Origin of the sequence: Spongiibacter thalassae (assembly GCF_012272835.1) — a bacterium.
GTDB lineage: Bacteria > Pseudomonadota > Gammaproteobacteria > Pseudomonadales > Spongiibacteraceae > Spongiibacter > Spongiibacter thalassae.
Window position 1 is genome coordinate 83,899 of sequence record NZ_JAAWWK010000001.1, and the last position, 22,159, is coordinate 106,057.

Below are 22,159 nucleotides of genomic sequence, written 5' to 3' on the forward strand. Positions count from 1 at the left end.
CAGATAATAATTGCCGAGATGGCAGCGCTATGACTACGACGTAGCGCCAACCTAGGCTTGGATAAATAGATGTTGTTTTGCTTTCGTGCGGTATTCAAATTATTAATTAGTAGCAAGGAAGGAAATAGTATGAGAAGTAGTATTATGTCGAGAACATGTCCGGCCTCTGCATTTGTTGCAGTTATAGCGTTGGGGATACAGGGAGTCTATGGCGCTGGACTTGCCCTGGAAGAGGTTATAGTAACTGCACAAAAACGCGAACAAGGACTTTCAGACCTGAGTGCTTCAATATCCGTAGTGGGTGGTGAAGATCTAGGATTTCGTGATATTTCGAATGCGTCAGACATTTCACAATCGGTGCCCAATTTACAGTATGGCAACGTCGCTGGCGCGTCGCAAATAACTATTCGTGGCATAGGTTTAAACGTCGAAACGGGGTTTGCGGAACCGGCTGTAGCGGTACACATCGATGGAGTATATTTAGGTCGAGCCAATGGTGCTGCACTAGGCTTGTCTGATCTAGCCGCAGTAGAAGTATTGCGTGGTCCTCAAGGCACGCTTTACGGCCGAAATGCGACCGGAGGGGTGATAAATTTTATAACGAATAAGCCTACCCAGGAATTTGAAGGCGAGATCAGTGCGGGTGTCGCGTCTTTTGGCGGTGTTAGTGGCCGAGGGTATTTGTCCGGTCCGTTTAGTGATAAATTTCGGGGAAGAGTATTTGTTGAATATGAAGATGGCGATGGGCATATAAAAAACGGTTTTACCGGTGAATCAGAAGGTGGAGTAGAAGCAACGACAATAAAGGGAAGCTTGAGTTACGATTTGACAGAAACTTTAACATCTGACTTGTCTTACTTGCTTATAAATCAAAATTGGCATGGTCCAACTTTTGAAAAAGTCGTTCCCGGTGGCTTTGCTTCTATACAGGGCGTGGGGTACGATTCCAGACCAAATCATGTACGTAACAATGTCGACCCAAGTTCGGATATCGATATGCAAGTTGCCTCGCTTAGCTTGGACTGGGTAAAGGATAATTTCACGCTACGATCGATAACGGGTTATAGTAAGTTTGAGCGCCTTGATCTGATAGATGGTGAAGCAACGGCGCTGGATTATTTAGTCAGTAGCCGAGACGAAAATTCTGAGGCATTTTCGCAGGAATTAAACTTTAGCGGTAGCTACGACGATTTCGTTGATTGGATTGCAGGTGCGTATGCCTTTCACGAAGAAAGCTATGCGCTGACAGATGTAGTGACAGGCGAATACAAAGGTGGTCCAGCTCTCGCATTTGCGATGGGTGCAGGAGAGTACGGTGTCGAGAACCCAAATGATTTACTTTCGGATCCCGCATTCGTAGCAGACTTCGCTACGTGGTCTTCTGATCCCGCTAACGCGGCATTTCTTGCCGTACCTGCATTTAACTCGTTAGCGTATAATAGGCTGATTGAGCAAGTAGATGTCCTCGGATTTTTCTCAGATGCTACGGTTCATTTTTCCGAGCAGACGCGTGTTAAGGCTGGAATACGCTATAGTGAAGAAAAGAAAAAGGGAAATCAGTCGGTGATTAATTTCGATGGTGCATTGACGCTATGTGATGATTTGGATTCTGAGATTTCATTTTATGACGTTTCGCCAAAGCTCGTATTTGAGAATAATATTACGCATGGTTCTATGCTATATGCGCAGTATCAGCAAGGATTCAAATCTGGTGGATACAATCAGTCTGGCTGCGAAGCTTTCGAGCCAGAAGAGGTTGTCGCTTATGAGGCTGGGTTAAAAAGTAAGTTGATTGACGACCGGCTATTTGTTGCAATCGCCGCATTTACCTACGATTACACTAATCTCCAAGTGCTGCTTATAAGGGATTTTGTCGGTTATGTAGAAAACGCAGCTGACTCTACAATAAACGGAATTGAAATTGAGTCTAAGTTTGCGGTCACAGAAAATATCGCAATTGATTTTTCCGCTTCTTGGCTAGATGCGACATACGGTAATTTCGTTGATTCAGACGGCTCCGATTACGCAGGAAATCGACTGAGCCGGTCACCGGAGTATACGGCGTTTGGCGGCTTGGATTATACGCTTCCGCTCAGTTTCTATAATATTGAAGAGCTTCGTTTAAGAGCTGAAGCATATTGGTCAGATGACGTATATTTCCGGCCATCAAATACGGATAATGATAAACAAGAAAGTTATGCAGTATATAATGCATATGCTTCTATATATGGTGCGCAATCGCGATATCATATAGGTGCATTTGTTAAAAATATAACCGATGAAGAATACTTGGAAAGTGTTATTAAATTGGCAGATGGACTCGACGGGCACTATTCGCTACCGAGAACATGGGGAATTGAAATGAGTGTTAAATTTTGATGACTGAAAGGGGGGCTTGGGAGTTATAGCGAAGGTTTAACCTTCGCTATAACTGTAGAGGTCATTTCGAGTTTTTCTCTGTAGTAAGACATTATCGATAGTAAGCTTGTTGGAGGTTTTTTGCTCTTTAGGATTTCTATTAAACATCGTGTAGTCAGAGAAAGTGACCTTTCCCCAGAGTTAGTACCACAACCCCGATGAGATTACCCAAAAAATTATGCCGCCTGTTCAGCAAATGCAACAGGTGGCAAATAGTCCAGAGAGCTGTGGGGGCGCACATGGTTGTAGTGGTGCCTCCACTGCTTGATCTCTGCCTTGGCTTCTTCCATTGATCTAAACCAGTGACGGTTCAAGCATTCGTTTCTGAATTTTCCATTCAAGCTTTCAACGAAAGCATTCTGTGTCGGTTTTCCCGGCTGTATGAATCCAAGCTTTACGCCTGATTCCTGACTCCAGAAGAACATGGCCTTGCTGGTAAATTCGGTGCCGTTGTCGCAGATAATCGTATTCGGTTTGCCGCGAGTCTCGATTAGCTGACCAAGAAAGCGAGCGACTTGCCGACCACTAATCGATACGGAAACCAGCCGCCCAACCATCTCCCGGGAATAATCATCAACAATATTCAGTACCCGAAAGCGCCGCCCATTGCTCAATTGATCTGACACAAAGTCCATCGACCATCGTTGATTGATACCTAAAGGCACTTCCATTGGCTGACGTGGACGCTGTAGTTTCCTTCGCTTCTTGGTGCGCACTTGCAGCCCTTCTTCGGTGTAAATCCGATAAGTACGCTTTCTATTAATAACCAACCCTTCGGCCTTAAGAAGGCCATGCAGCAACAAATAGCCATAGGCTGTGCGACTGATGCCCACTAACCGGCAAGCCGATCGCTCACTGATACGATGCTCTGAGATCATATGCCTGGCTATCTGCTTGCGACCGGCGGACTTCACCACTTTTTTGACAACACATCCTTCATCGCTTCAACTTCGAGGAGCTTCTCTGCCAACAGCCGTTTTAGCTTGTTGTTCTCGCTTTCCAGCTCTCGTAGCCGTTTGGCTTCGTTGACAAGGTCTCACTTATACCTACCCTGGTGCAGGTATTTTAGGTGTCGATCATCGAGGCTGTTCGCTTCTGGTTGCCTTTTTTGGGGCTCTTTTGAGGAAAATCCATCGGAATATCGCGCCATCGGGCGATTGTGGGTTCATAATGGCATGGTGAATGGTTATATTAGTGACTATAAGAGCATAAAAGTCGAATAAACGCACAAAAAAGTTGTTTTCGTCGCGAGGGGGCGCTATATTGGGTGTGCTCGAATGGGCTCAGATAAAGGCGTGATCTAAAGCTGCGGAGGCATATGTGTTTATAAGAATATTAGATTGTAACGGCGTAGGGGTTGTCACACGTCGTTCATCCAGGGTGATTAGTGCGTCAATTTGTTTTGGTCTGGCGAGTTTGTATATGCCTTCGGTATCTGTGGCTCAGATCGAAGAGGTTATAGTTACCGCTTCGAAAAGAGAATCTGGTCTTCAGGATGCGCCGATGTCTGTAAGCGCCGTTTCTGGGGACGAAATGAAATACCGTCAGGTGGGTAGTATTACGGATATGGCTACGCAGGTTCCGGGGCTTTCTGTGAGCGAAAGCGGCGGATCAACCTTGGTAAGTATTCGCGGTGTAGGTATGAATGTTGATTCCGGTGCTGTCGAGCCCGGAGTGGCTGTTCATGTGAACGGAGTCTATCAACCGCGCCCGAGTACCGGGCCGTTAGGGTTGAATGATCTCGCGCGAGTCGAAGTGCTGCGGGGGCCGCAGGGTACGTTATATGGCCGAAATTCGACCGGCGGTGTAGTTAATTTTATCCTTAATAGGCCCTCAAGCGAGTCGGAGGGCTCTGTTAGGGCGGGGTTGTCTAACTATGGTACCCAAAGTATGTCGGGCGTTGTGTCGGGTCCTTTGATTAAGGATGTTCTTTTAGGCCGAACGATGCTCGAGTGGAATCAGAGTGATGGCTATGTAAAAGAGTTGGAGCGAGGGGGTACTTCTGACGATGTGGAGGGATATGGCGGCCGCGTTGCTCTCACGTGGTTGGCTACAGACTTGCTGAGCTTCGAGTTGGGTGCGATTTACCGTGACGATGAAGGTGGCGGACTTACGCCTCGAGATGTAATTCGTGTCGCACCAGATCCGCAGAAAGAAACTACAGGATTGTTCTTTAACCCTGCGCAGACTACCTCGGAAGACCAGTATGTTGACGGTGAGCCCTGGGAAAGACGCCTAAACTATAATCCCGTCGGTGATAGAAGTACGGTCAATGTAGATATAACAATCGCTTACGAAATGGACTTTGGCACCTTGAAGTTGGTCTCGGGGTACCAGACTCACGAGTATAAATACGTTTACGATGCCGACTTCACCTCAGATGATATTTATAACTTTGCTCCAGATGGATTCGGTGCTACGTCGGACTCTTTGAGCCACGAATTAACGCTATCTGGGGCCACTGAGCGCCTCGATTGGTTGATTGGCGGGTATTTCTTCGAGGAGGACTACACTCCACTGCTGCAGGTTTCTATTCCGAAGGCATTTGGCGGCGCCGGACTGGAGGCTTTGCTCACCGCAGATGAAACAGCTGAGTCGGTCGCATTATTCACTGATATGGCATATTCACTGACGGATACGATACGCGTTTTGGTAGGCTTTCGCGCGCTGGAAGATAAGAAAGAGGCAGACCAGACCAATAAATACGCATTGGGGGGAGTGCCGCTAGAGCTAATACCTTTATCGCTGATCCCCGCCGACTCCGCACTACCGAAGTCCTGTGAACAGGCGCCATTGTCAATTGAAAGCGGACGAAAGTACACCCCAAAATACGGAGTTCAGTGGGACGTTGGCGATGACTATATGGTTTACGGACAATATACGCTCGGATACAAATCCGGCGGCAGTAACTTTTCGTCTTGCGGCGATACTTATGAGCCCGAAGAAGTAGAGTCTTATGAATTGGGTATGAAGTCGAGCTGGTTTGACCGTAGGTTAATTGCCAATCTGTCGATATTTGATAGCAGCTACTCAAATTTTCAAGTACTAAAAATAGAAGGTATTGCAGCAAGCATTATCAACGCTCCCGAAGCCAAGATCCAGGGTGCAGAGCTGGAGTTGCAGGCACAGCTGCTTGAGCCGTTAATGTTGACAGTATCTGGGTCGTACCTGGATGCCTATTACAAGGAGTTTTTCGACACGGATAGCTCAAATCCTGAAAATGGTGAACAGGATCTTTCAGGTGTTCAGCTGTCTCGCGCGCCAAAGTATACGGTTAATACCGGGCTGGAATACAGTTGGGAGATGGATGTCGAGCTTTTGTCGTATTGGCGATTCCGAGTGGAATATTTCCTTAGTGATGACCTTGTTTATCGACCCTACGGCGGCCCAGAGGACGGTCAGGAGTCCTATGCATTAGTCAATAGCTATCTCAGTATCATGAATGCCGATGAAAAATTGGCGATCAATATTTTTAGTAAAAATATTACTAACACTGAATATTATCTCTACTCTGCGGGTGACAGTACTGGTCGAATCTATGGTCCTGCAGGGCAGCCTAATTCATATGGTGTTGAAGTCAGTTATAGATTTTAGAACGAGCTAGTAATTTAAGCTTTACTTATACGAATGAGTTGGCGAATAGACGATTTTGGTATTGTATTTTCGCTATCCTTGACTCAATTTTAGTTACTTAGGTGATAAAAATGACAACGAAAATTGATATTAAGACGCTCGTAGATGCCCAGCGCGAAGCGCATAAAAATGATCCATTTCCGTCGATTGAAGTTAGATCAGATCGTATTCGTCGATTGATAAAAATGCTCGCGGAAAATGATAAAAAGATATGTGATTGTCTTATGGCAGATTTTGGCAATCGACCGGAAATTACCACGCGAATGGCGGAGATTTTGGGCACGATTTCTACCCTGAAATATGCGTTAGAAAATATAGAAGAATGGTCGAAACCTGATATTCGAGTGACGCCACCACCTGCGGGGCCTGCTGGTGCTGTTTCCGAGGTTCAGTACATGCCGTTAGGATCAGTCGGAGTAATCTCACCGTGGAATTTGCCGATTAATCTCAGTTTCGGAGTTATGGGGGCAATATTTGCTGCGGGCAACAGAATCGTGCTCAAGCCTTCTGAAGTCACCGAACGTACATCTCTACTAATTCAAGAAATGATAGAGGCGAATTTCGATACAACTGAGCTTGCTGTAGTACTGGGTGGGGCCGATGTGGCGGCGGAATTTTCAGCGGCGCCATTTAACCACCTGATGTTTACGGGTTCGTCGGCGGTGGGGCGCAAAGTAGCGATGGCCGCAGCGGAAAATCTGGTGCCCTGTACATTGGAGTTGGGCGGCAAAAACTCAATCATTGTGTCAAAAACGGCTGACATCAGTGACATAGTAAAAAAGATCATGATGATCCGTATGGTTAATGGCGGTCAAATATGCCTTGGGCCGGATGTTTTATTCGTACCGGAAGTAATGGAAGATGAGTTAATCGCCAAATGCACCGAAATTGCGAATACTTTCTTCCCTCAAATGCAGAGTGATCCAGACTATGGTCAAATTATAAGTGATCGCCAAGTGGATCGCTTGAAAGGATTACTAGCCGAAGTCGAGGAAAAGCAAGCCGGTGAAGTGGTTTATCTTTTCGATCCCGAGCAGGTGCCTTTAGCAAGACGTTTCCCTCCAGTTATCGTTAAATCGCCAGCAAGCGATACCCGGTTGATGAAAGAAGAAGTCTTCGGCCCAATTATCTCTGTGTTTCCGTATTCAAATTATGATGACGTGATAACGCGGTTGAATAGTGATGAAAATTTACGCGAGCCACTGGCCCTGTATTATTTCGGGGATGATCAACTGGAAATGGACAAACTTCGCTATCAAACGCAATCCGGCGGGCTCTGCTTCAATACTCTAGCTGCGCACTACAATGTAGAGGATTTGCCATTTGGTGGTATTGGGCGAAGTGGTATGGGTAATTATCACGGCATAGAGGGATTCAGAACGTTTTCTCACGCCCGTGCTGTTTATACGCAATGCAAGCAGGATTTCCTAGCGCCTATGTTGCCTCCGCACAGTGAACAAATTAAGGCGCACGTCGCTGCCATGGTTCAGGGTGTATTGGGGGGAAGTCATGACTGATCTATATGACTACGTTGTGGTTGGCGGCGGGTCTGCGGGTTGTGTCGTTGCAAGTCGTCTTAGCGAAAATCCCCACGTGCGTGTTTGCTTGATAGAGGCAGGCGGCAATAACCGAACTCGATTTATGAAGGAGCCGCTTACTTCCGTTTTGCTTAACGTACCAAAAAAGGGCAAAGCAAACTGGGGTTTTGAGACAGTGGAGCAGCCAGGATTAAATGGCCGGGTGAACTATCAGCCCAGAGGGAAGGGGCTTGGGGGAAGCTCGGCGATAAACGGCATGTTGTATGTTCGTGGTCACGCTAAAGACTTTAACGATTGGGCTGCATTGGGTAATGAAGGCTGGTCATACAGGGATGTGCTCCCTTACTTCAAAAAATCGGAAGACAATGTCCGTGGAGCTGATGAATATCACGGAACAGGTGGGCCACTCAAGGTCAGTGAAAGAGGATATGAGCACCACTCTCACAGTTTATTTATTGAAGCGTGTAGCGATCTTGGATTAGGTAAGACAGACGATTTTAACGGTGCGAAGCAAGAGGGTGCAGGTTGGTATCAGCTGACACAAAAGGAGCGTATGCGCTGCAGTACTTCTTATGCATTTATTGAGCCGAACCGCAATCGTCCTAATTTAGACATTCTGGTTAAATCACTGGCAACAAAAATCGTGTTTGATGGGAAAACTGCGGTGGCTGTTGAAATCATTCGAAAGGGGAAAAAGGAGATTGTTAAAGCTAAAAAGGAAATTATTATTTCGGCTGGCGCGTACCAGTCACCACAGCTATTAATGCTTTCGGGTGTGGGTGAGGCGGGCGAATTAGGCAGGCATTCCATTCCGGTAGTAGTGAATATCCCTGGCGTCGGTAAAAACCTGCAGGAACATGTCGATTTTGGTTTGGTTTACAAAACTGATGATACCAGTTTCTGGGGCGAGTCAAACCGTAAATTAATGCCGGCGATAAGAACTGCTCTGGAGTACTTGTTCCACCGAAAAGGCAAGATTGCCTCTGTTTTATACGAGTCGGGTGGCTTTTTTAAAACAACGCCGGAGAAGGATCGCCCGGATATACAGATGCACTATATGCCCGCGGCCGGGGTTGATCACGGCCGCGTAATGCTTCCTGGCCATGGTCTGAGTCTACACGTGTGTGTTTTGCGACCTGAGTCCAAGGGGACGGTCGGATTGAAGGATAGCAATCCGCTTTCAGAACCTCTAATAGATTTGAATCTATTTGATAATAACGAGGATATGGAGACGCTTTTACGTGGGGTTAAGCTTGGGCAGAAAATATTGCGACACCAATACTTTTCCACGTTTACGCTCCGGGACTATTTCTTTAAAGACGATATGTCGGACGAGGAAATGGTAGAGGTTATAAGAAACCACGCGAACACGGTATATCACCCAGTTGGTACTTGTAAAATGGGAAGTGATAAAGACTCCGTTGTTGATCCGGAGCTTAGAGTTCATGGCATTAAAAATCTTAGAGTAGCCGACGCTTCTATCATGCCGACAATAGTGGGTGGGAATACCAACGCAGCTGCAATAATGATCGGCGAAAAATGCGCGGACATGATTTTAAGCGCTGGTGCACAATAAATTAGAACGAGGAATTATTATGAGTATTCAGCTGAATAGCGAACAAAAGCAAATATTCAATCGAGTGGTAGAGGCAGGTTTCTACGCCGATCCAGGTCTTATGCACTCGACGTTCAGGCGGATGCGAAAGGAAGCGCCTATTTGCTGGCTTGAGCCAGATAACTATCGCCCTTTTTGGGCAGTAACCAAATACGCTGATATGAAAGAAGTGCTTCGTAGAAGCGATGTTTTCTTAAATGCCCCGCGTCGCCAGCTTTTCAACATCCCAACCGAACAGGGGATGATAGAACGTTCCGGTAATAAATATGGTCTCGCTCTGCGCACGCTGACCGATATGGATGAGCCGGATCACAGTGTGTATCGCAACGTCACTAAGGACTGGTTCTCCAAAAAGTCGGTGGCTGAACTTGCCAGCGACGTGCGGAAAATTGCTGAAGAATTCGCTGAAAAAATGGTCGCACTTGGCGGGGAGTGCGATTTTGTAAGTGATATAGCACTTTGGTATCCCCTTAGAGTAATTATGAGTGTCATGGGAGTGCCGCGGGAAGATGAAGAGCGGATGCTCAAATGGACAATGGAGCTATTCGGCTTTGAGGATGAAGATTTAAGCCGGGATAATGCCAAGGGAGATGCCAGTGAGGCTAAATCAGCACAGGCTACATTAAACGATTTCTTCGCCTATTTTTCCGCAATAACTAAAGATAGGCAAGAAAATCCCCGCGATGATCTATGCACGTTGCTCGCTAACGCCAGAATAGACGATAAGTTGATGCCTACGTTGGAGCTAATGTCGTATTACGTAATAGTGGCTACAGCTGGCCATGATACAACTAGTTCCTCTACATCAACCGGTATGTTGTCATTAATTGAGAATCCTGGTGAGCTTGAAAAGCTAAAATCCAATAGTGTCTACTCTGAATATTTTGTCAACGAAACTATTCGGTACGCATCGCCGGTCAGGCATTTCTGCCGGACTGCTAACTCAGATTTTAATTTAAACGGTACTCTTATCAGAAAAGGTGAGTCCGTTGTGGTGTTCCATCCATCGGCGAATGCTGATGAAAGTCTTTTTGAAGATCCAGAAAAATTCCAGATTGATCGGCGTCGTAATTGGCACATGGCTTTCGGATATGGCATACACGTGTGTCTGGGTCAGCACTTGGCTCGTATGGAGATCGGTATGCTTTTTGAAGAAATATTCAAGCGAATAGACACTATAGAATTGGCAGGAGAGCCTAAATGGGCGTCGAATTCATTTATTGGAGGATTGAAATCTCTCCCGATTACTTATCGCATTAAGTCCAAATAGCGTAACGGAATCTAGATGATTTCACCACGCTGTGACGCTCAAAATAGCCACTCTTATGGATGCTATTAATCTCGAGTGGTTTGCACGGAAGTGGTTTCATTGTCTCTACGTAGAGTGATCTCGAAGGAATCTATTTTATGAGTGGTAGTTATCAAGAGGCGGGACGTTGTCCAGTGGGCGGAAAGTCGGGCGATGTACGCCAAAGAGCCGAGCAGAAGTTTGGCGCTGAGGCAAATGATTCGGGTAATGCGGATTGGGCCTTGGGGCCCGGATCAGTCACGTGGAAAGTGCTACGTAACCCTGCAGTTTTCTTTATCGGTATGCTGCGTACTTCGATGTTGATTCCGTTGCATCCGCCCTTCGCATCTGCGGCAGAACTTGATACATCTTATCTCACCGACCCGCTGGGTAGGTTTCGTCGTATTGCGGTATTCGCGTATATGGCGGGGTTCGGTAGTAAACGTGATGCCGTGAAAGTTAGTAAATACGTAATAAAAAGTCACACGATGATAAAGGGTATAGAGCCCATTACCCAGAAGCCCTTTCAAGCTAACTCTGAGTACGAGTTAGCCTTGACTTTAGCAGTTCAAACTTTTGGATTTTTAGTCGCTTATGAAGCGCTCTATGGGGCCCTTAGTGATGAGCAGCGTGATCAATTTGTTGTTGAACAAAAAGTGCTCGGTGCCGTTATAGGTGTTAACCCAGACCATGTGCCGTCGTCTTACAACGGTTTACTTTCTTATCTGGCAGAAGCACGTATACATTGGGCTGCAGGCTTGGCGAGTCGGAATATAAATGCAGTTTTTGTAGATGCGGACTTTCCAAGCGGTAGTTTGGTAGGGGAGTTACCGTGGTATAAGCGAACGATTGTTATGTGGGTCCTTCGGGTCTTCTCTGATATGGCGCTAGCGCTCATGGTTCCGGAAGAAAGGTTGCTGATAGGGATTAATCGTAGTCCTAAACTCCGGTCAAGGGGCGCGGTAAACGCTTCTTTCCGCCTTTTTGGGAAACTAATGGGGAGCAAAAAAGGCATTGAGTCTTTTGCGAGTTTCGTGGGTGCGAAGGCTGGAGGCATTTTCCTGAGCGCGTTAGAAGTTGAAAGCCGAGGGAATCTGGCGCAGTTAGAGAAGGACTTTGTTGTGCCGAATCCCAAGGACTTTTTCATTAAACTGCCTGATCTTGTCATGAATTGGCCGGGAACTCCGGCTAAATACAGGCTCGGAGGCTAATATTAGGCGGTCTGCGGGGTATAGGCTACAGCTAAGGAGCTTTCTGTCCCAACAGAGAGGTAGTGAGGCATATACAGTTTCGGTGCTCGGTAGGCCGTGCGAAGTATATATCCTGTCTCTAACTAAACGCTCGATAGCGATATTGCGTCATAAATACTTCTATAGGTAATGCAATAATGTAAAAAAAGTTGATATTTGATTTATTGTGCGGCACAATGTTGGGCAAGTCTGCCGCATGTATGCTTTTTTGCCGCGGAAATTCTAATATAAAAATTAATAAATTCGCGTGAACGTGAGTAGATATTGGCGCCATTCAACCTGTATCAATTGCCTGTATGGGAGCAAGCAAAATATATGAATACTACGCCGATCTTGGTTGGGTCCGGTCAAGTTGTTCAAAGAGACATCGACGCGTCGGATTCGGCGAAATCCCCTGTAGAGCTTGCAGCAGAAGCAGCGCAGTTAGCGCTGCGCGATACCTTTTGTGGTGAGCTGATCCATCACATTGATACTTTGGCTATGGTGCGTTTGTTCATGGATTCGGCGGGCGTCTTTACGCATCCGTTTGGTTCATGTAACAAACCACCGCTTTCTGTTGCTCAGCGCATTGGCGCGCGTCCGGAAAGGTTGATTTATGGGGCAGAGGGAGGGCAGAGTCCTCAGCGGTTTGTAAACGAGCTGGCCCAGTCAATTCGTGGAGGGAAAGCCAAAGCGGCAATTATTTGCGGGGCTGAAGCTACCCACGCGATGAAAACGGCCTTGCGCCGGAACTGGGCGCTGGACTGGTCAGAAAATATCTCGGGTGATATCGAAGACCGAGGCTATAGGCCGTTGCAAAACCCGCTAGAGCGGGCTCATGGCATTACCTTTCCTCCTCAGGTATATGCGCTCTTTGAAAACGCGTGGCGACACCGGCACGGGCTTTCGGTAGCAGAGCATAAGTGTGTAATGGCGAAGCTATTCGCCCGATTTAGCGCTGTGGCCTCGAATAATCCTTATTCTCAGTTTCCTTACGCACGTAGCGAGGAGTTTCTGGCGACAGACTCAGATGATAATTACCCCATTAATATTCCCTACAACAAATGGCTAATTGCTCAAGACGCTGTGAGCCAGGGGGCAGCAGTGGTCATGACTTCTGTGGGAATCGCGGAAGAGCTCGGTATACCAAATAGCCAGTGGGTGTATCTCCACGGGCAAGGTGACGCCGACGATAGCTGGGTCTCCGGACGGCGGGATTTAGCTGCTTCCGAAGCAGTAGTCCGGGCTGTTGGCGAAGCGCTGGCCTCTGCGGGAAAATGTGTCAATGATATCGATTTGCTCGATATTTATAGCTGTTTTCCTATAGCGGTAATTACCGTATGCGAAGCACTGGGGTTAGAGATCGATAGCACTAAGGAATTAACAGTTACAGGTGGTTTGCCGTACTTTGGTGGTGCTGGTAATAACTACAGTTTGCACGCGGTGGCCGAAATGACATCCCGCCTTAGAAAATCGCCTGGTCAATATGGCTTGGTATCAGCTAATGGTGGCTATCTATCAAAACAGTCAGTTGGGATATATTCCACAACACCGCCTCTGCCGAACGTCAATACCTTATATAGTAGCGCCAAAATAGAACCTGATGTCGTTCCTGGTGACACAGACGTTGTGGCTATGTATGAAGGCGTCGGACATGTAGAAAGCTATTCTCTGGTTTACAAAAAAGGACAGCCTGCCAGTGCTTTCATCATTGGCCGCTGCATGGGTGGAGACCGTCGATTCCTTGCGGTTGTTCAAAAAGACGATGTAGAAACTCTGAAAGCTGTCGAGGCTTCTGAATTTATAGGAAGAAAAGTTAACGTTGAACATCGCGATAATATAAATGTATTTAAACTTTCGAGATAGTTATGACTCAACAAAATACTGATATCGATATCACCGTAAAGCTGGATTACATCCTTCGGGCCCAAAAAACAGCGCATTTGAAAGACCCCTATCCTTCGGTAAGTGTGCGACAGGACAGATTGAGTCGAGTGCTGGATTTAACTGTGCGCAATGAAAAGAAGATTTGTGACGCTGTTAATGCCGACTTCGAAAATCGGTCAAGCATTTCAACCCAAGCGCTGGATATATTACCTGTGCTGCAGGCGTATAAGCATGCAAAGAAACACGTTAGCCAGTGGATGAAAACTGAAAAGCGGAAAAGTAATTTTCCATTAGGACTGCTTGGTGCAAAATCGACCGTGGAATATATCCCGCTCGGCGTCGTTGGTAATATTGCGCCATGGAACTTCCCGATACAGCTATCGCTAATGCCTTTTGCCGAGGTATTCGCCGCAGGGAATAGGGGTATGTTAAAGCCTTCCGAGCTGTCACCGGAAACGTCGAATTTAATGGCTGAGCTTGTTTCAGAAAACTTTAATGAGGATGAGTTTGCTGTCATCCAAGGTGGAGTTGACGTTTCCAAGGCCTTCGCGGGATTGCCTTTTGATCACTTGCTATTTACTGGTTCGACTCAGGTCGGTCGTCAGGTTGCAAGTATCGCCGCGCCTAATTTAGTGCCGATGACATTGGAATTGGGTGGGAAAAACCCGGTAATCGTATCGAGGAGCGCTGACCTAAAGCTTGCAGCAGATAAAATAATGTGGGCTAAGACAATGAACGGTGGCCAAATTTGCCTGTGCCCAGATACGGTTTATGTTGCAAACGAGCGCATTGATGAATTTGTAGAGCACTGCAAAAGCGCCGTTGAAGCTATGTATCCAGACATTGACAAGAACGAGGACTATATTCACATAATCAGTCAACGGCACGCAGACAGGTTGGTTGAATTGGTCACCGATGCGGAAGAAAAAGGCGCCACAGTAATCCGGCTGGGCAATAGTAATAACCGTCGTGTACCTCCCAGTATAGTGTTAAATGCCGATCCGAATTCCCGAATTTGCCAAGAGGAGATCTTCGGTGGTCCTCTTTTAGTAAAGCCATTCGACGAGCTGGCGAAGATCGTTGATACGATAAATCAGGGGGAAAGTCCCTTGGCGTTGTACTATTTTGGTAATAATAAACAGGAAATTAAGTCGCTTACGCTCGAAACCCGTTCGGGCGGAATGGTTGTTAATGACTTACTGGCACACTGTCTTCAAGAAAATCTTCCATTTGGCGGCATGGGTAAAAGTGGAATGGGCGTTTACCATGGTTTCGACGGTTTCAAAAATTTCAGTCATGGAAGAGCTGTATATCATCAGTCAAATCTAGACCCCCTTAAAATGATCAGGCCGCCATTTTCTCCCAAGCTGAGAGCTTATGTTAAGGAGAAAATAAAAGCCTAGTGCTAAACAATATCAATTGATGGGCGGGGTGTTATATCAATACCTGCAGTTAATGAAACTATAACCGATAAAGCGAGCGAGAATGGAAGGGATCAGCGGAAGTGCAAAGGGTGCACTAAATGGTGTAAAGGTCGTCGACTTAAGCACGGTCGTGTTTGGGCCCTACGGCAGTCAAATATTAGGCGACCTTGGTGCAGAAGTGATAAAAGTCGAAGGTGGTCGGGGAGATAATATGCGATTGCCAGGGAATTCTCCTGTTCCTGGAATGGGGCCGCTTTACCTTGCGCTGAATAGAAACAAAAAATCTATCACGCTTGAACTTAAAAGGCCAAGTGCGCTTGCGGCGATGAAAAAACTTATTGAAGGCGCCGACGTTTTCTATACCAATGTAAGAATGGCAGGGTTGGAAAGGCTCGGGCTTGGTTATGAACAGGTTAAAGCAATAAATCCTGGAGTTGTCTATGTCCACTGTACAGGCTTTGGCACTGAAGGAGCTTATGGGGGGAAACTCGCGTATGACGATGTGGTTCAGGCAGCGTCAGGGTTTTCCGATCTCTTACCCAGAGTGGACGGCAACGACGCACCTCGTTATGTACCTTCTTTGATCGCGGATAAAACGGCAGGTCTGCATGCGGCTTACGCGACAATGGCGGGTCTTTTTCATAAGCAACGAACCGGTGAAGGACAGTTTATCGAAGTGCCAATGTTTGAAACCTTCACTTCTTTCCATATGATCGAAAATCTCTATGACCATTCATTTGTGCCGCCTCGGGGTAATATCGCCTACGATCGCTCTATCGACCCAAATCGTCGTCCTTTTAAGACATTGGACGGGTACATATCTATAGTTCCCTACGCGCCAGAACATTGGCAAATAATTATGGATTTTGGCGGCATAGATAATATTCTGGAGGACGAACGCTTTAATTCGTTTGAAAAGCGGACGAAGAATACAGGTATATTATATGGAATGGTAGAAGATATTACTAAGACAAAAACCACGGATGAATGGGTCGAGCTAATGGACGAAGCAGGACTGCCGTGTATGAGAGTAAACCGAATGGAGGAGGTGTTGGATGACAAGCACTTGCAAGAGGTCTCGTTCTTTCAAAAGAGAAATCACCCAGTCATTGGTGAGTACTTGAATATTCGGCACCCGGTCAAGTTTAGCGTAACTCCTGCATCAACTCGCAATGATGCTCCTAGTTTGGGCGAACATAATGAAGAAATATTAGGGGGACTTGGGTATTCACACGAGGAAATTTCTGAAATACAGGGTAAATAAATACAGGGAGAACACGAGGGTAGTGTGACTTGATGCGACAGTTATAAGCGAATTTGAATGCGGACATTGTTAAATGCGTCAGGCGATACAGTACAGTTATTCACACTGCATTTGGTGTAATTGTTGCGTGCCGCCTTTCGGAAATTTCTCGTCAACTTACCGATGCCATGATTGCTCCTATTTATGCGTGCTCATCCGAGGTTATAAAAATTATCATCAGTCATGACCTTCTAGGTTCTAAGCATACGCCCATTAATTCAAGGAATTTTTGAGGTATTGATTAAGTGGGAAATAATGTTTTCCTTCCAGTAAGAAACTTAATTGCCTGCTGCAACGCCCGTTATGAAATTTATGTAAAAAATAGGATGAATGGGTAGGCAATTATTGTTTAGATAGAGATTAGAAGAGGTTTAATTTTGAAGACTCGCATTACTGAAATGTTGGGAATAAAGTATCCGATTATACAAGGTGGGATGATGTGGGTCGGTCGAGCGGAACTGGCCGCGGCAGTTTCAAATGCCGGTGGGCTAGGGATTTTAACGGCGTTAACTCAGCCTACACCTGACGCTTTACGACAAGAGATCGTTCGCTGCCGCGAAATGACTGACAAGCCGTTTGGGGTGAACATCACGCTATTGCCGTCAATAAATCCTCCTCCTTATGATGAGTACGCGCAGGCGGCGGTAGAAAGCGGTATAAAGGTAATAGAAACCGCAGGTCGCAGTCCGGAAAAATATATGCCCTATTTCAAGAAAAATGGGGTCAAGGTGATTCATAAATGTACATCTGTACGTCACGCGTTAAAAGCGGAGCGGATAGGGTGTGACGCTGTAAGTGTAGATGGTTTCGAATGTGCGGGACACCCGGGAGAAGACGATGTGACCAACTTGGTTCTATTGCCTGCGGCATATGCGAAACTTAGCATTCCCATAGTTGCATCTGGTGGCATAGCCAACGGGCAGCAAATGGCTGCTGCTCTGGCGCTAGGCGCCGAAGGCGTAAATATGGGGTCTAGATTCGTAGCGACGAAAGAGGCGCCGGTTCATCAGAACATGAAGCAAGCCATGGTTGATGCCGATGAGCTTCAAACAACCCTGATGTTCCGTACATTAAAGAATACGGTGCGGGTGTTCAAAAATTCCATTTCTGAAAAAGTGGTAAAGATAGAGGCGCGAGAAGGGGAAACGGACTTCTCGGAGTTGCAGCCACTTGTAGCAGGTGTGCGCGGTCGTGAACGCTGTATTGAAGCAGGCGATATTGACGATGGTGTTTGGACTGTCGGTATGGTGATGGGACTGATTCAAGATATTCCTAGTTGCGAAGAGCTAATTCAAAGAATGGTTAAAGATTGTAACGAAACAATTTCTTCCCGTCTCCGCGCCATGCTGTAAGACAGGTCCAGACCTGTTTGTCCAATGAATACATGCGGCTGTTACGCTAGCCGACGAAAATGTGAATGTTGGGAATTTCAACGAATACTAATAGCCATTTTATATGGTAGAAAGATTCAGAAGTCGGTATCTATACAAGGCGTTTAAGAATACCAATTTACGGAGATTAATCGATGAGAAAGTCATCCATCACTACTTTTGAAATGCTCGATTATTTCGTGCGTATTAGCGGGGAGAAGCCCGCATTAAAACAAGACTCACGCCAACTAAGTTATGCTCAGTGGAACGAGCAAAGTTTGGTCGTTGCTAACGCGTTGGCGAAGTCGGGTATCGGTCCCGGAGACCGGGTAGCGGTTCTGACTTTTAATCGTATTGAGCAGTTCGTTATACTCTACGCGACTATGAAGCTTGGTGCGGTATATGTACCTGTTAACTATCGCCTGGCCCCTGCTGAATTCAAATACATTCTCAATCAGTCGGAGTCTAAGGCGATATTTATTGAAAGCGACGAGTTGACCGAAAAAATTGAAAGTATTGCCGATGAAACGTCGTTGTCAACTTTTGTGCGTCTAGACGATAGCGAATCGCTTAATGGCCGTTGGCAATCATTTTCAAGCCTTATTTCGAAGCAAGACCAGACACCTGTTGATTTTGAGCCTAAGCCCGATACCCCTGTATATCAAATGTATACTTCTGGCACGACGGGTTTTCCGAAGGGTGTAATAGTCACGCAACAGCAATCCGCCGCGTTTGTGGTTCATTCTCTGTGGATTCCACCTAGAGTCGACGCGGGAAAGCCACACTTGGCCGTCGCGCCTATATTTCATGCAGGAGCATTATGTAGCAGTATTATGGCGCTGTGCGCGGGCCGACCAGTGCATATTTTAAAGGATTTCAATCCGCAAGTAGTAGTTGAAGAATTGGTTAAGGAAAAGATCGCCGATGTGATGTTAGTGCCCGCGATGCTGCACGCCATTTTGCAATACGTGCCAAATTTGCATCAATATGACTTTGGTCATCTGGAGAAAATTATTTACGGGGCGTCACCTATTACGGTTGACGTACTGGAGCGTTCCATGAAGGCCTTTGGCTGCTGCTTTCAACAGGGCTTCGGCATGACTGAAACCGTAGCGTCAGCTACAGCTCTGACAGCCGATGATCACTTGAAAGCTATTAATGGTCGTCCGGAATTACTCCGATCTTGCGGTAGAGCGGGTTTGTTTGTAGACATTAAAATTGTAGATACGCTAAGTCGCCAGGAGCTACCTCAGGGTGAAATTGGTGAAATAGCAGTACGCGCTCCGCATGTAATGGAAGGCTATAGTAAACAGCCGGAAAAAACCGCGGAAGTATTGGATGAAGACGGCTGGTATTATTCTGGTGACGGTGGCTATATCGATCAAGATGGGTATGTTTTTATAAAGGATAGAATCAAGGATATGATTGTGTCTGGCGGCGAAAATGTATACCCCGCCGAAGTGGAAAACGTACTAATGTCTCATCCCGATATTATAGATGTTGCTGTAATCGGCTTACCGGATGAAAAATTTGGCGAGGCGGTGGTTGCAATTTGTGTTGCATCACCGGATGCAGGCTTGGACCCGGCGAAGATGATTGAATACTGTCGCGCGCATATTGCGGGCTACAAGATTCCGCGCCGCTATGAGAGGATTGAAACATTGCCTCGAAACCCCTCAGGGAAAATATTGAAGCGTGAGCTTCGAGATCAATTTTTGTGATCTAAACTGTTAATAAATTGTCGTTGTAGTGCCAATTCAAAGAGACTCATTATGTCTGTATACGAAGCCCCTGTCGAAGAGATATTATTCTCAATGTATGATGTTAATCAATTTGACTCACATTATGAAAGTTTTGATTTGGGCAAGGATGTAGTAACCGCTATTCTTAATGAAGCTGCCAAATTTGCTGAGCAAGATCTTTTTCCACTTAACGCAACCGGTGATCGTGAGGGTGTGAAATTTGTTGATGGATCGGTGTCTCCCCCATCCGGCTTTAAAGAAGCCTATAAGAAATACGTAGACGGCGGTTGGCCGTCACTCGCGCAGCCGGAACACTTCGGGGGGCAAGGATTACCCAGTTCTCTCTCTACAGTAATTTTAGAGTTGTGGCAGTCAGCTAACCAAGCGTGGTGTATGTATTCTGCTTTGGGGGAGGGCGCATGTGAAACTTTGTTGGCTTATGGTAGCGACAACGAAAAATCACTTTACTTGCCAAAACTTATTAGTGGAACATGGACAGGAACGATGTGTTTGACAGAGGCACAGGCCGGTTCTGATCTTGGGCTGTTACGAACTAAAGCTGAGCCTGCCGATAATGGCAGTTACCGGATTTATGGTAGCAAAATATTTATTTCCTCTGGCGATCATGATCTATCGGAAAATATTGTGCATTTGGTGTTGGCTCGTTTGCCTGAAGCACCTGAAGGTAGTCGCGGAATTTCGTTGTTTGTAGTTCCAAAATATAAGGTTGCAGGTGATGGAAGCCTTGGGGAGCGAAACCAAGTTTATTGTGGCTCTGTAGAGCATAAGATGGGCCTAAAGGGTAGTGCAACTTGCGTAATGAACTTTGACGGCGCAGAAGGTTTTTTGCTCGGCCCGCCCAATCGCGGTTTGTCGTGCATGTTTACCTTCATCAACAAGTCCCGTTTAGGTGTTGCAGTACAAGGGCTGGCCCAAGCTGAAGGTGCTTACCAGATGTCCTGTACATACGCTTCAGCTCGTCTGCAAGGACACTCGCCATGCAGCTCTTCTTCTCAGGGTCGGTATGCTGATCCCATTGCTGAACAGCCTGACGTTCAGCGAATGCTGCTAAGTCAACAGGTTTTTTGCGAAGGTGGACGGGTGCTTGCCCATTATTGCGCGAAGCTAGTTGATCAAAGTCATTCTAGCGATAAGAGCATAGCTTCATATGCCGGAGGCTTGTTGTCGCTGCTAACGCCGATCGCGAAAGGGTGCTTGTCAGAGTGGGGGTCGGAAGCATGTGATATTGGAATTCAGGTTTTCGGCGGGCACGGATATATTCAGGAATGGGGAATTGAACAGCGGTTACGGGATGTGAGAATTACTCGAATATATGAAGGTACCAATGGTATACAGGGGCTGGATTTGTTGGGTAGAAAAGTGCTTGCAGACGGTGGTGTTATATTAGAGCGTTATTTGAATGAAATTCTGGAATTTAGTGATGAGTGTAAGCCTATTTCGAAATTAGCCTATCTGGCTGAGGCCATGCAAAAACGTGTTGCCGAGTGGCAAGCGCTAAATAAAGAGATATTCGCCCAGGCGGGAGGTAAGAAAGGGTATATTGAATCTATCTCGTTTGATTACCTAATGTATGCTGGCTATATAACATTGGCGTACCAATGGTTGCGTATAGCGAAGGCCTCAGCAGCACATTCATCTCCCAGCATCACTATATGGAAGGGTCAAAAACTGAATGCAGCGCGCTTTTGCTTTTCTAATATACTACCCCGCTCAGCGGCGCACCGCGAAGCGATAAGGATTGGTAGTGATACTATACTGAATTCGGTGCTGGCCGAGCAGTCTGTAAATACGAATTAGGCTGACTTTTTAATAATAGCTTTATTATGTGTAATATGTCGGTCGGTTAGTTTATTTATATTGTTCCCCGCAGGTAAAACTGAAGATGTCTTCAAGATTAATTGAGCAGGTGAGTGCCGTCCTTATGAAATTATTGCGGAAATTTAGGGGTGGTTTTTCAGTCGGGAAATTTTTCAGGCCTATTTAAAGGTGCGGGTTCTATGAAGTTTATGGCTGTGCTGGTATTTTTTTTTGGGATTGCCTTTGGTGATGCCTCCTTCGCGGACGATTGGCTTTTAAAGAAAGATGATGATGGCATAAAGGTTTTTACGAAATATATTCAAGGTAATGAGATTACAAGTTATCTTGGAATTACTGAAATAAATTCACCCTTGATGTCTGTTGCGCATTTGATGCTTGATTTGGCGATCATGGAGGACTGGTTTCATTTGAGTTACGGAATTAAAGGGATAGAAAATATTGATAAATCTCAACGTCTAATTTATATGCGGCAAAAGACACCTGTCATGATTGCCGACAGAGATATGATTGTACGGCAGAAAGTAAATGCGATTAGCGATAGCCTGGTAGTAATAGAGCTGAATGCGGTAGTAGGCATTTTGCCTGAGCAAAAAGGCTATGTTCGGATTCCATTGTTTCATGCAAAGTGGAGGCTAAGTCGCGTGGATGATCAATCCACTCTCGTTGAGTATAGCGGATTTGCGGAACCCGGCGGAAGTATACCTGTATGGTTGGCGAATAAGTTGGTTACGGAAGTGCCCTTTCAAACGTTAAGGAAATTGAGGAATCAAAGTTTTTCGTCTGCCGTAGGTTCCTTGAGCTTTCGAGTTATTCCTAGAGATGCTTCGCTGTAGTAAGCGTGTTGCGTGATTTTGGCGCTAACTTATTGAGGTA

General features: G+C 46.2%; 13 protein-coding genes and 1 pseudogene. 13 read left to right on the top strand and 1 reads right to left on the bottom strand.

The genetic code is table 11. The annotated features are described in order from the left end of the window. The first annotated feature begins 129 nt into the window (after nt 1-129). Nucleotides 130-2,379 carry a TonB-dependent receptor gene (locus tag HCU74_RS00405; protein ID WP_168448425.1) on the top strand — a complete coding sequence of 750 codons (2,250 nt, stop codon included), beginning with the start codon at nt 130-132 and terminating at the stop codon, nt 2,377-2,379. Between the two features lie 215 nt (nt 2,380-2,594). Here the strand turns inward: HCU74_RS00405 and HCU74_RS00410 are convergent. Beyond that, nucleotides 2,595-3,448 (bottom strand): annotated as a pseudogene (locus HCU74_RS00410) (IS3 family transposase); the annotation flags it as partial. A gap of 392 nt (nt 3,449-3,840) precedes the next feature. Between HCU74_RS00410 and HCU74_RS00415 the strand changes: the two are divergent. The 12 genes from HCU74_RS00415 (at nt 3,841) to HCU74_RS00470 (ending at nt 22,119) form a co-directional block, all read left to right on the top strand. Continuing rightward, nucleotides 3,841-6,012, top strand: a complete 2,172-nt coding sequence (locus HCU74_RS00415; protein WP_168448426.1) for a TonB-dependent receptor — start codon at nt 3,841-3,843, stop codon at nt 6,010-6,012. Between the two features lie 110 nt (nt 6,013-6,122). After that, entirely contained in the window at nt 6,123-7,568 is a 1,446-nt protein-coding gene (locus HCU74_RS00420) for an aldehyde dehydrogenase family protein (RefSeq protein ID WP_168448427.1), read from the top strand. Beyond that, nucleotides 7,561-9,165: a GMC family oxidoreductase gene (locus HCU74_RS00425; protein ID WP_168448428.1), complete on the top strand. Its 1,605-nt coding sequence runs from the start codon at nt 7,561-7,563 to the stop codon at nt 9,163-9,165. The genes HCU74_RS00420 and HCU74_RS00425 overlap by 8 nt, the downstream gene beginning before the upstream one ends. A gap of 19 nt (nt 9,166-9,184) precedes the next feature. Then, a complete protein-coding gene (locus HCU74_RS00430) occupies nt 9,185-10,474 on the top strand; it encodes a cytochrome P450 (RefSeq protein ID WP_168448429.1) in 1,290 nt (429 codons plus the stop codon). A 137-nt stretch (nt 10,475-10,611) separates the two neighbouring features. After that, on the top strand, nt 10,612-11,703 hold the full coding sequence (locus tag HCU74_RS00435; RefSeq protein ID WP_168448430.1) for an oxygenase MpaB family protein: 1,092 nt from the start codon (nt 10,612-10,614) through the stop codon (nt 11,701-11,703). A gap of 303 nt (nt 11,704-12,006) precedes the next feature. Then, a complete protein-coding gene (locus tag HCU74_RS00440) occupies nt 12,007-13,587 on the top strand; it encodes a thiolase C-terminal domain-containing protein (protein WP_168448431.1) in 1,581 nt (526 codons plus the stop codon). 2 nt (nt 13,588-13,589) lie between these two features. Beyond that, nucleotides 13,590-15,011 carry a coniferyl aldehyde dehydrogenase gene (locus HCU74_RS00445; RefSeq protein ID WP_168448432.1) on the top strand — a complete coding sequence of 474 codons (1,422 nt, stop codon included), beginning with the start codon at nt 13,590-13,592 and terminating at the stop codon, nt 15,009-15,011. 82 nt (nt 15,012-15,093) lie between these two features. Then, entirely contained in the window at nt 15,094-16,296 is a 1,203-nt protein-coding gene (locus tag HCU74_RS00450) for a CaiB/BaiF CoA transferase family protein (RefSeq protein ID WP_168448433.1), read from the top strand. A 416-nt stretch (nt 16,297-16,712) separates the two neighbouring features. Next, the gene (locus HCU74_RS00455) at nt 16,713-17,687 is read left to right on the top strand and encodes an NAD(P)H-dependent flavin oxidoreductase (RefSeq protein ID WP_210425053.1); all 975 of its coding nucleotides are present in this window, start codon (nt 16,713-16,715) and stop codon (nt 17,685-17,687) included. A gap of 173 nt (nt 17,688-17,860) precedes the next feature. Further along, nucleotides 17,861-19,426, top strand: a complete 1,566-nt coding sequence (locus tag HCU74_RS00460; protein WP_168448434.1) for a long-chain-fatty-acid--CoA ligase — start codon at nt 17,861-17,863, stop codon at nt 19,424-19,426. A 51-nt stretch (nt 19,427-19,477) separates the two neighbouring features. Beyond that, nucleotides 19,478-21,265, top strand: coding sequence for an acyl-CoA dehydrogenase family protein (locus tag HCU74_RS00465; protein ID WP_168448435.1), 1,788 nt, complete (start codon nt 19,478-19,480; stop codon nt 21,263-21,265). 200 nt (nt 21,266-21,465) lie between these two features. After that, nucleotides 21,466-22,119 (top strand): START domain-containing protein, encoded by a 654-nt coding sequence (locus HCU74_RS00470; RefSeq protein WP_168448436.1) that lies wholly within the window; start codon nt 21,466-21,468, stop codon nt 22,117-22,119. Nucleotides 22,120-22,159: the final 40 nt, after the last annotated feature.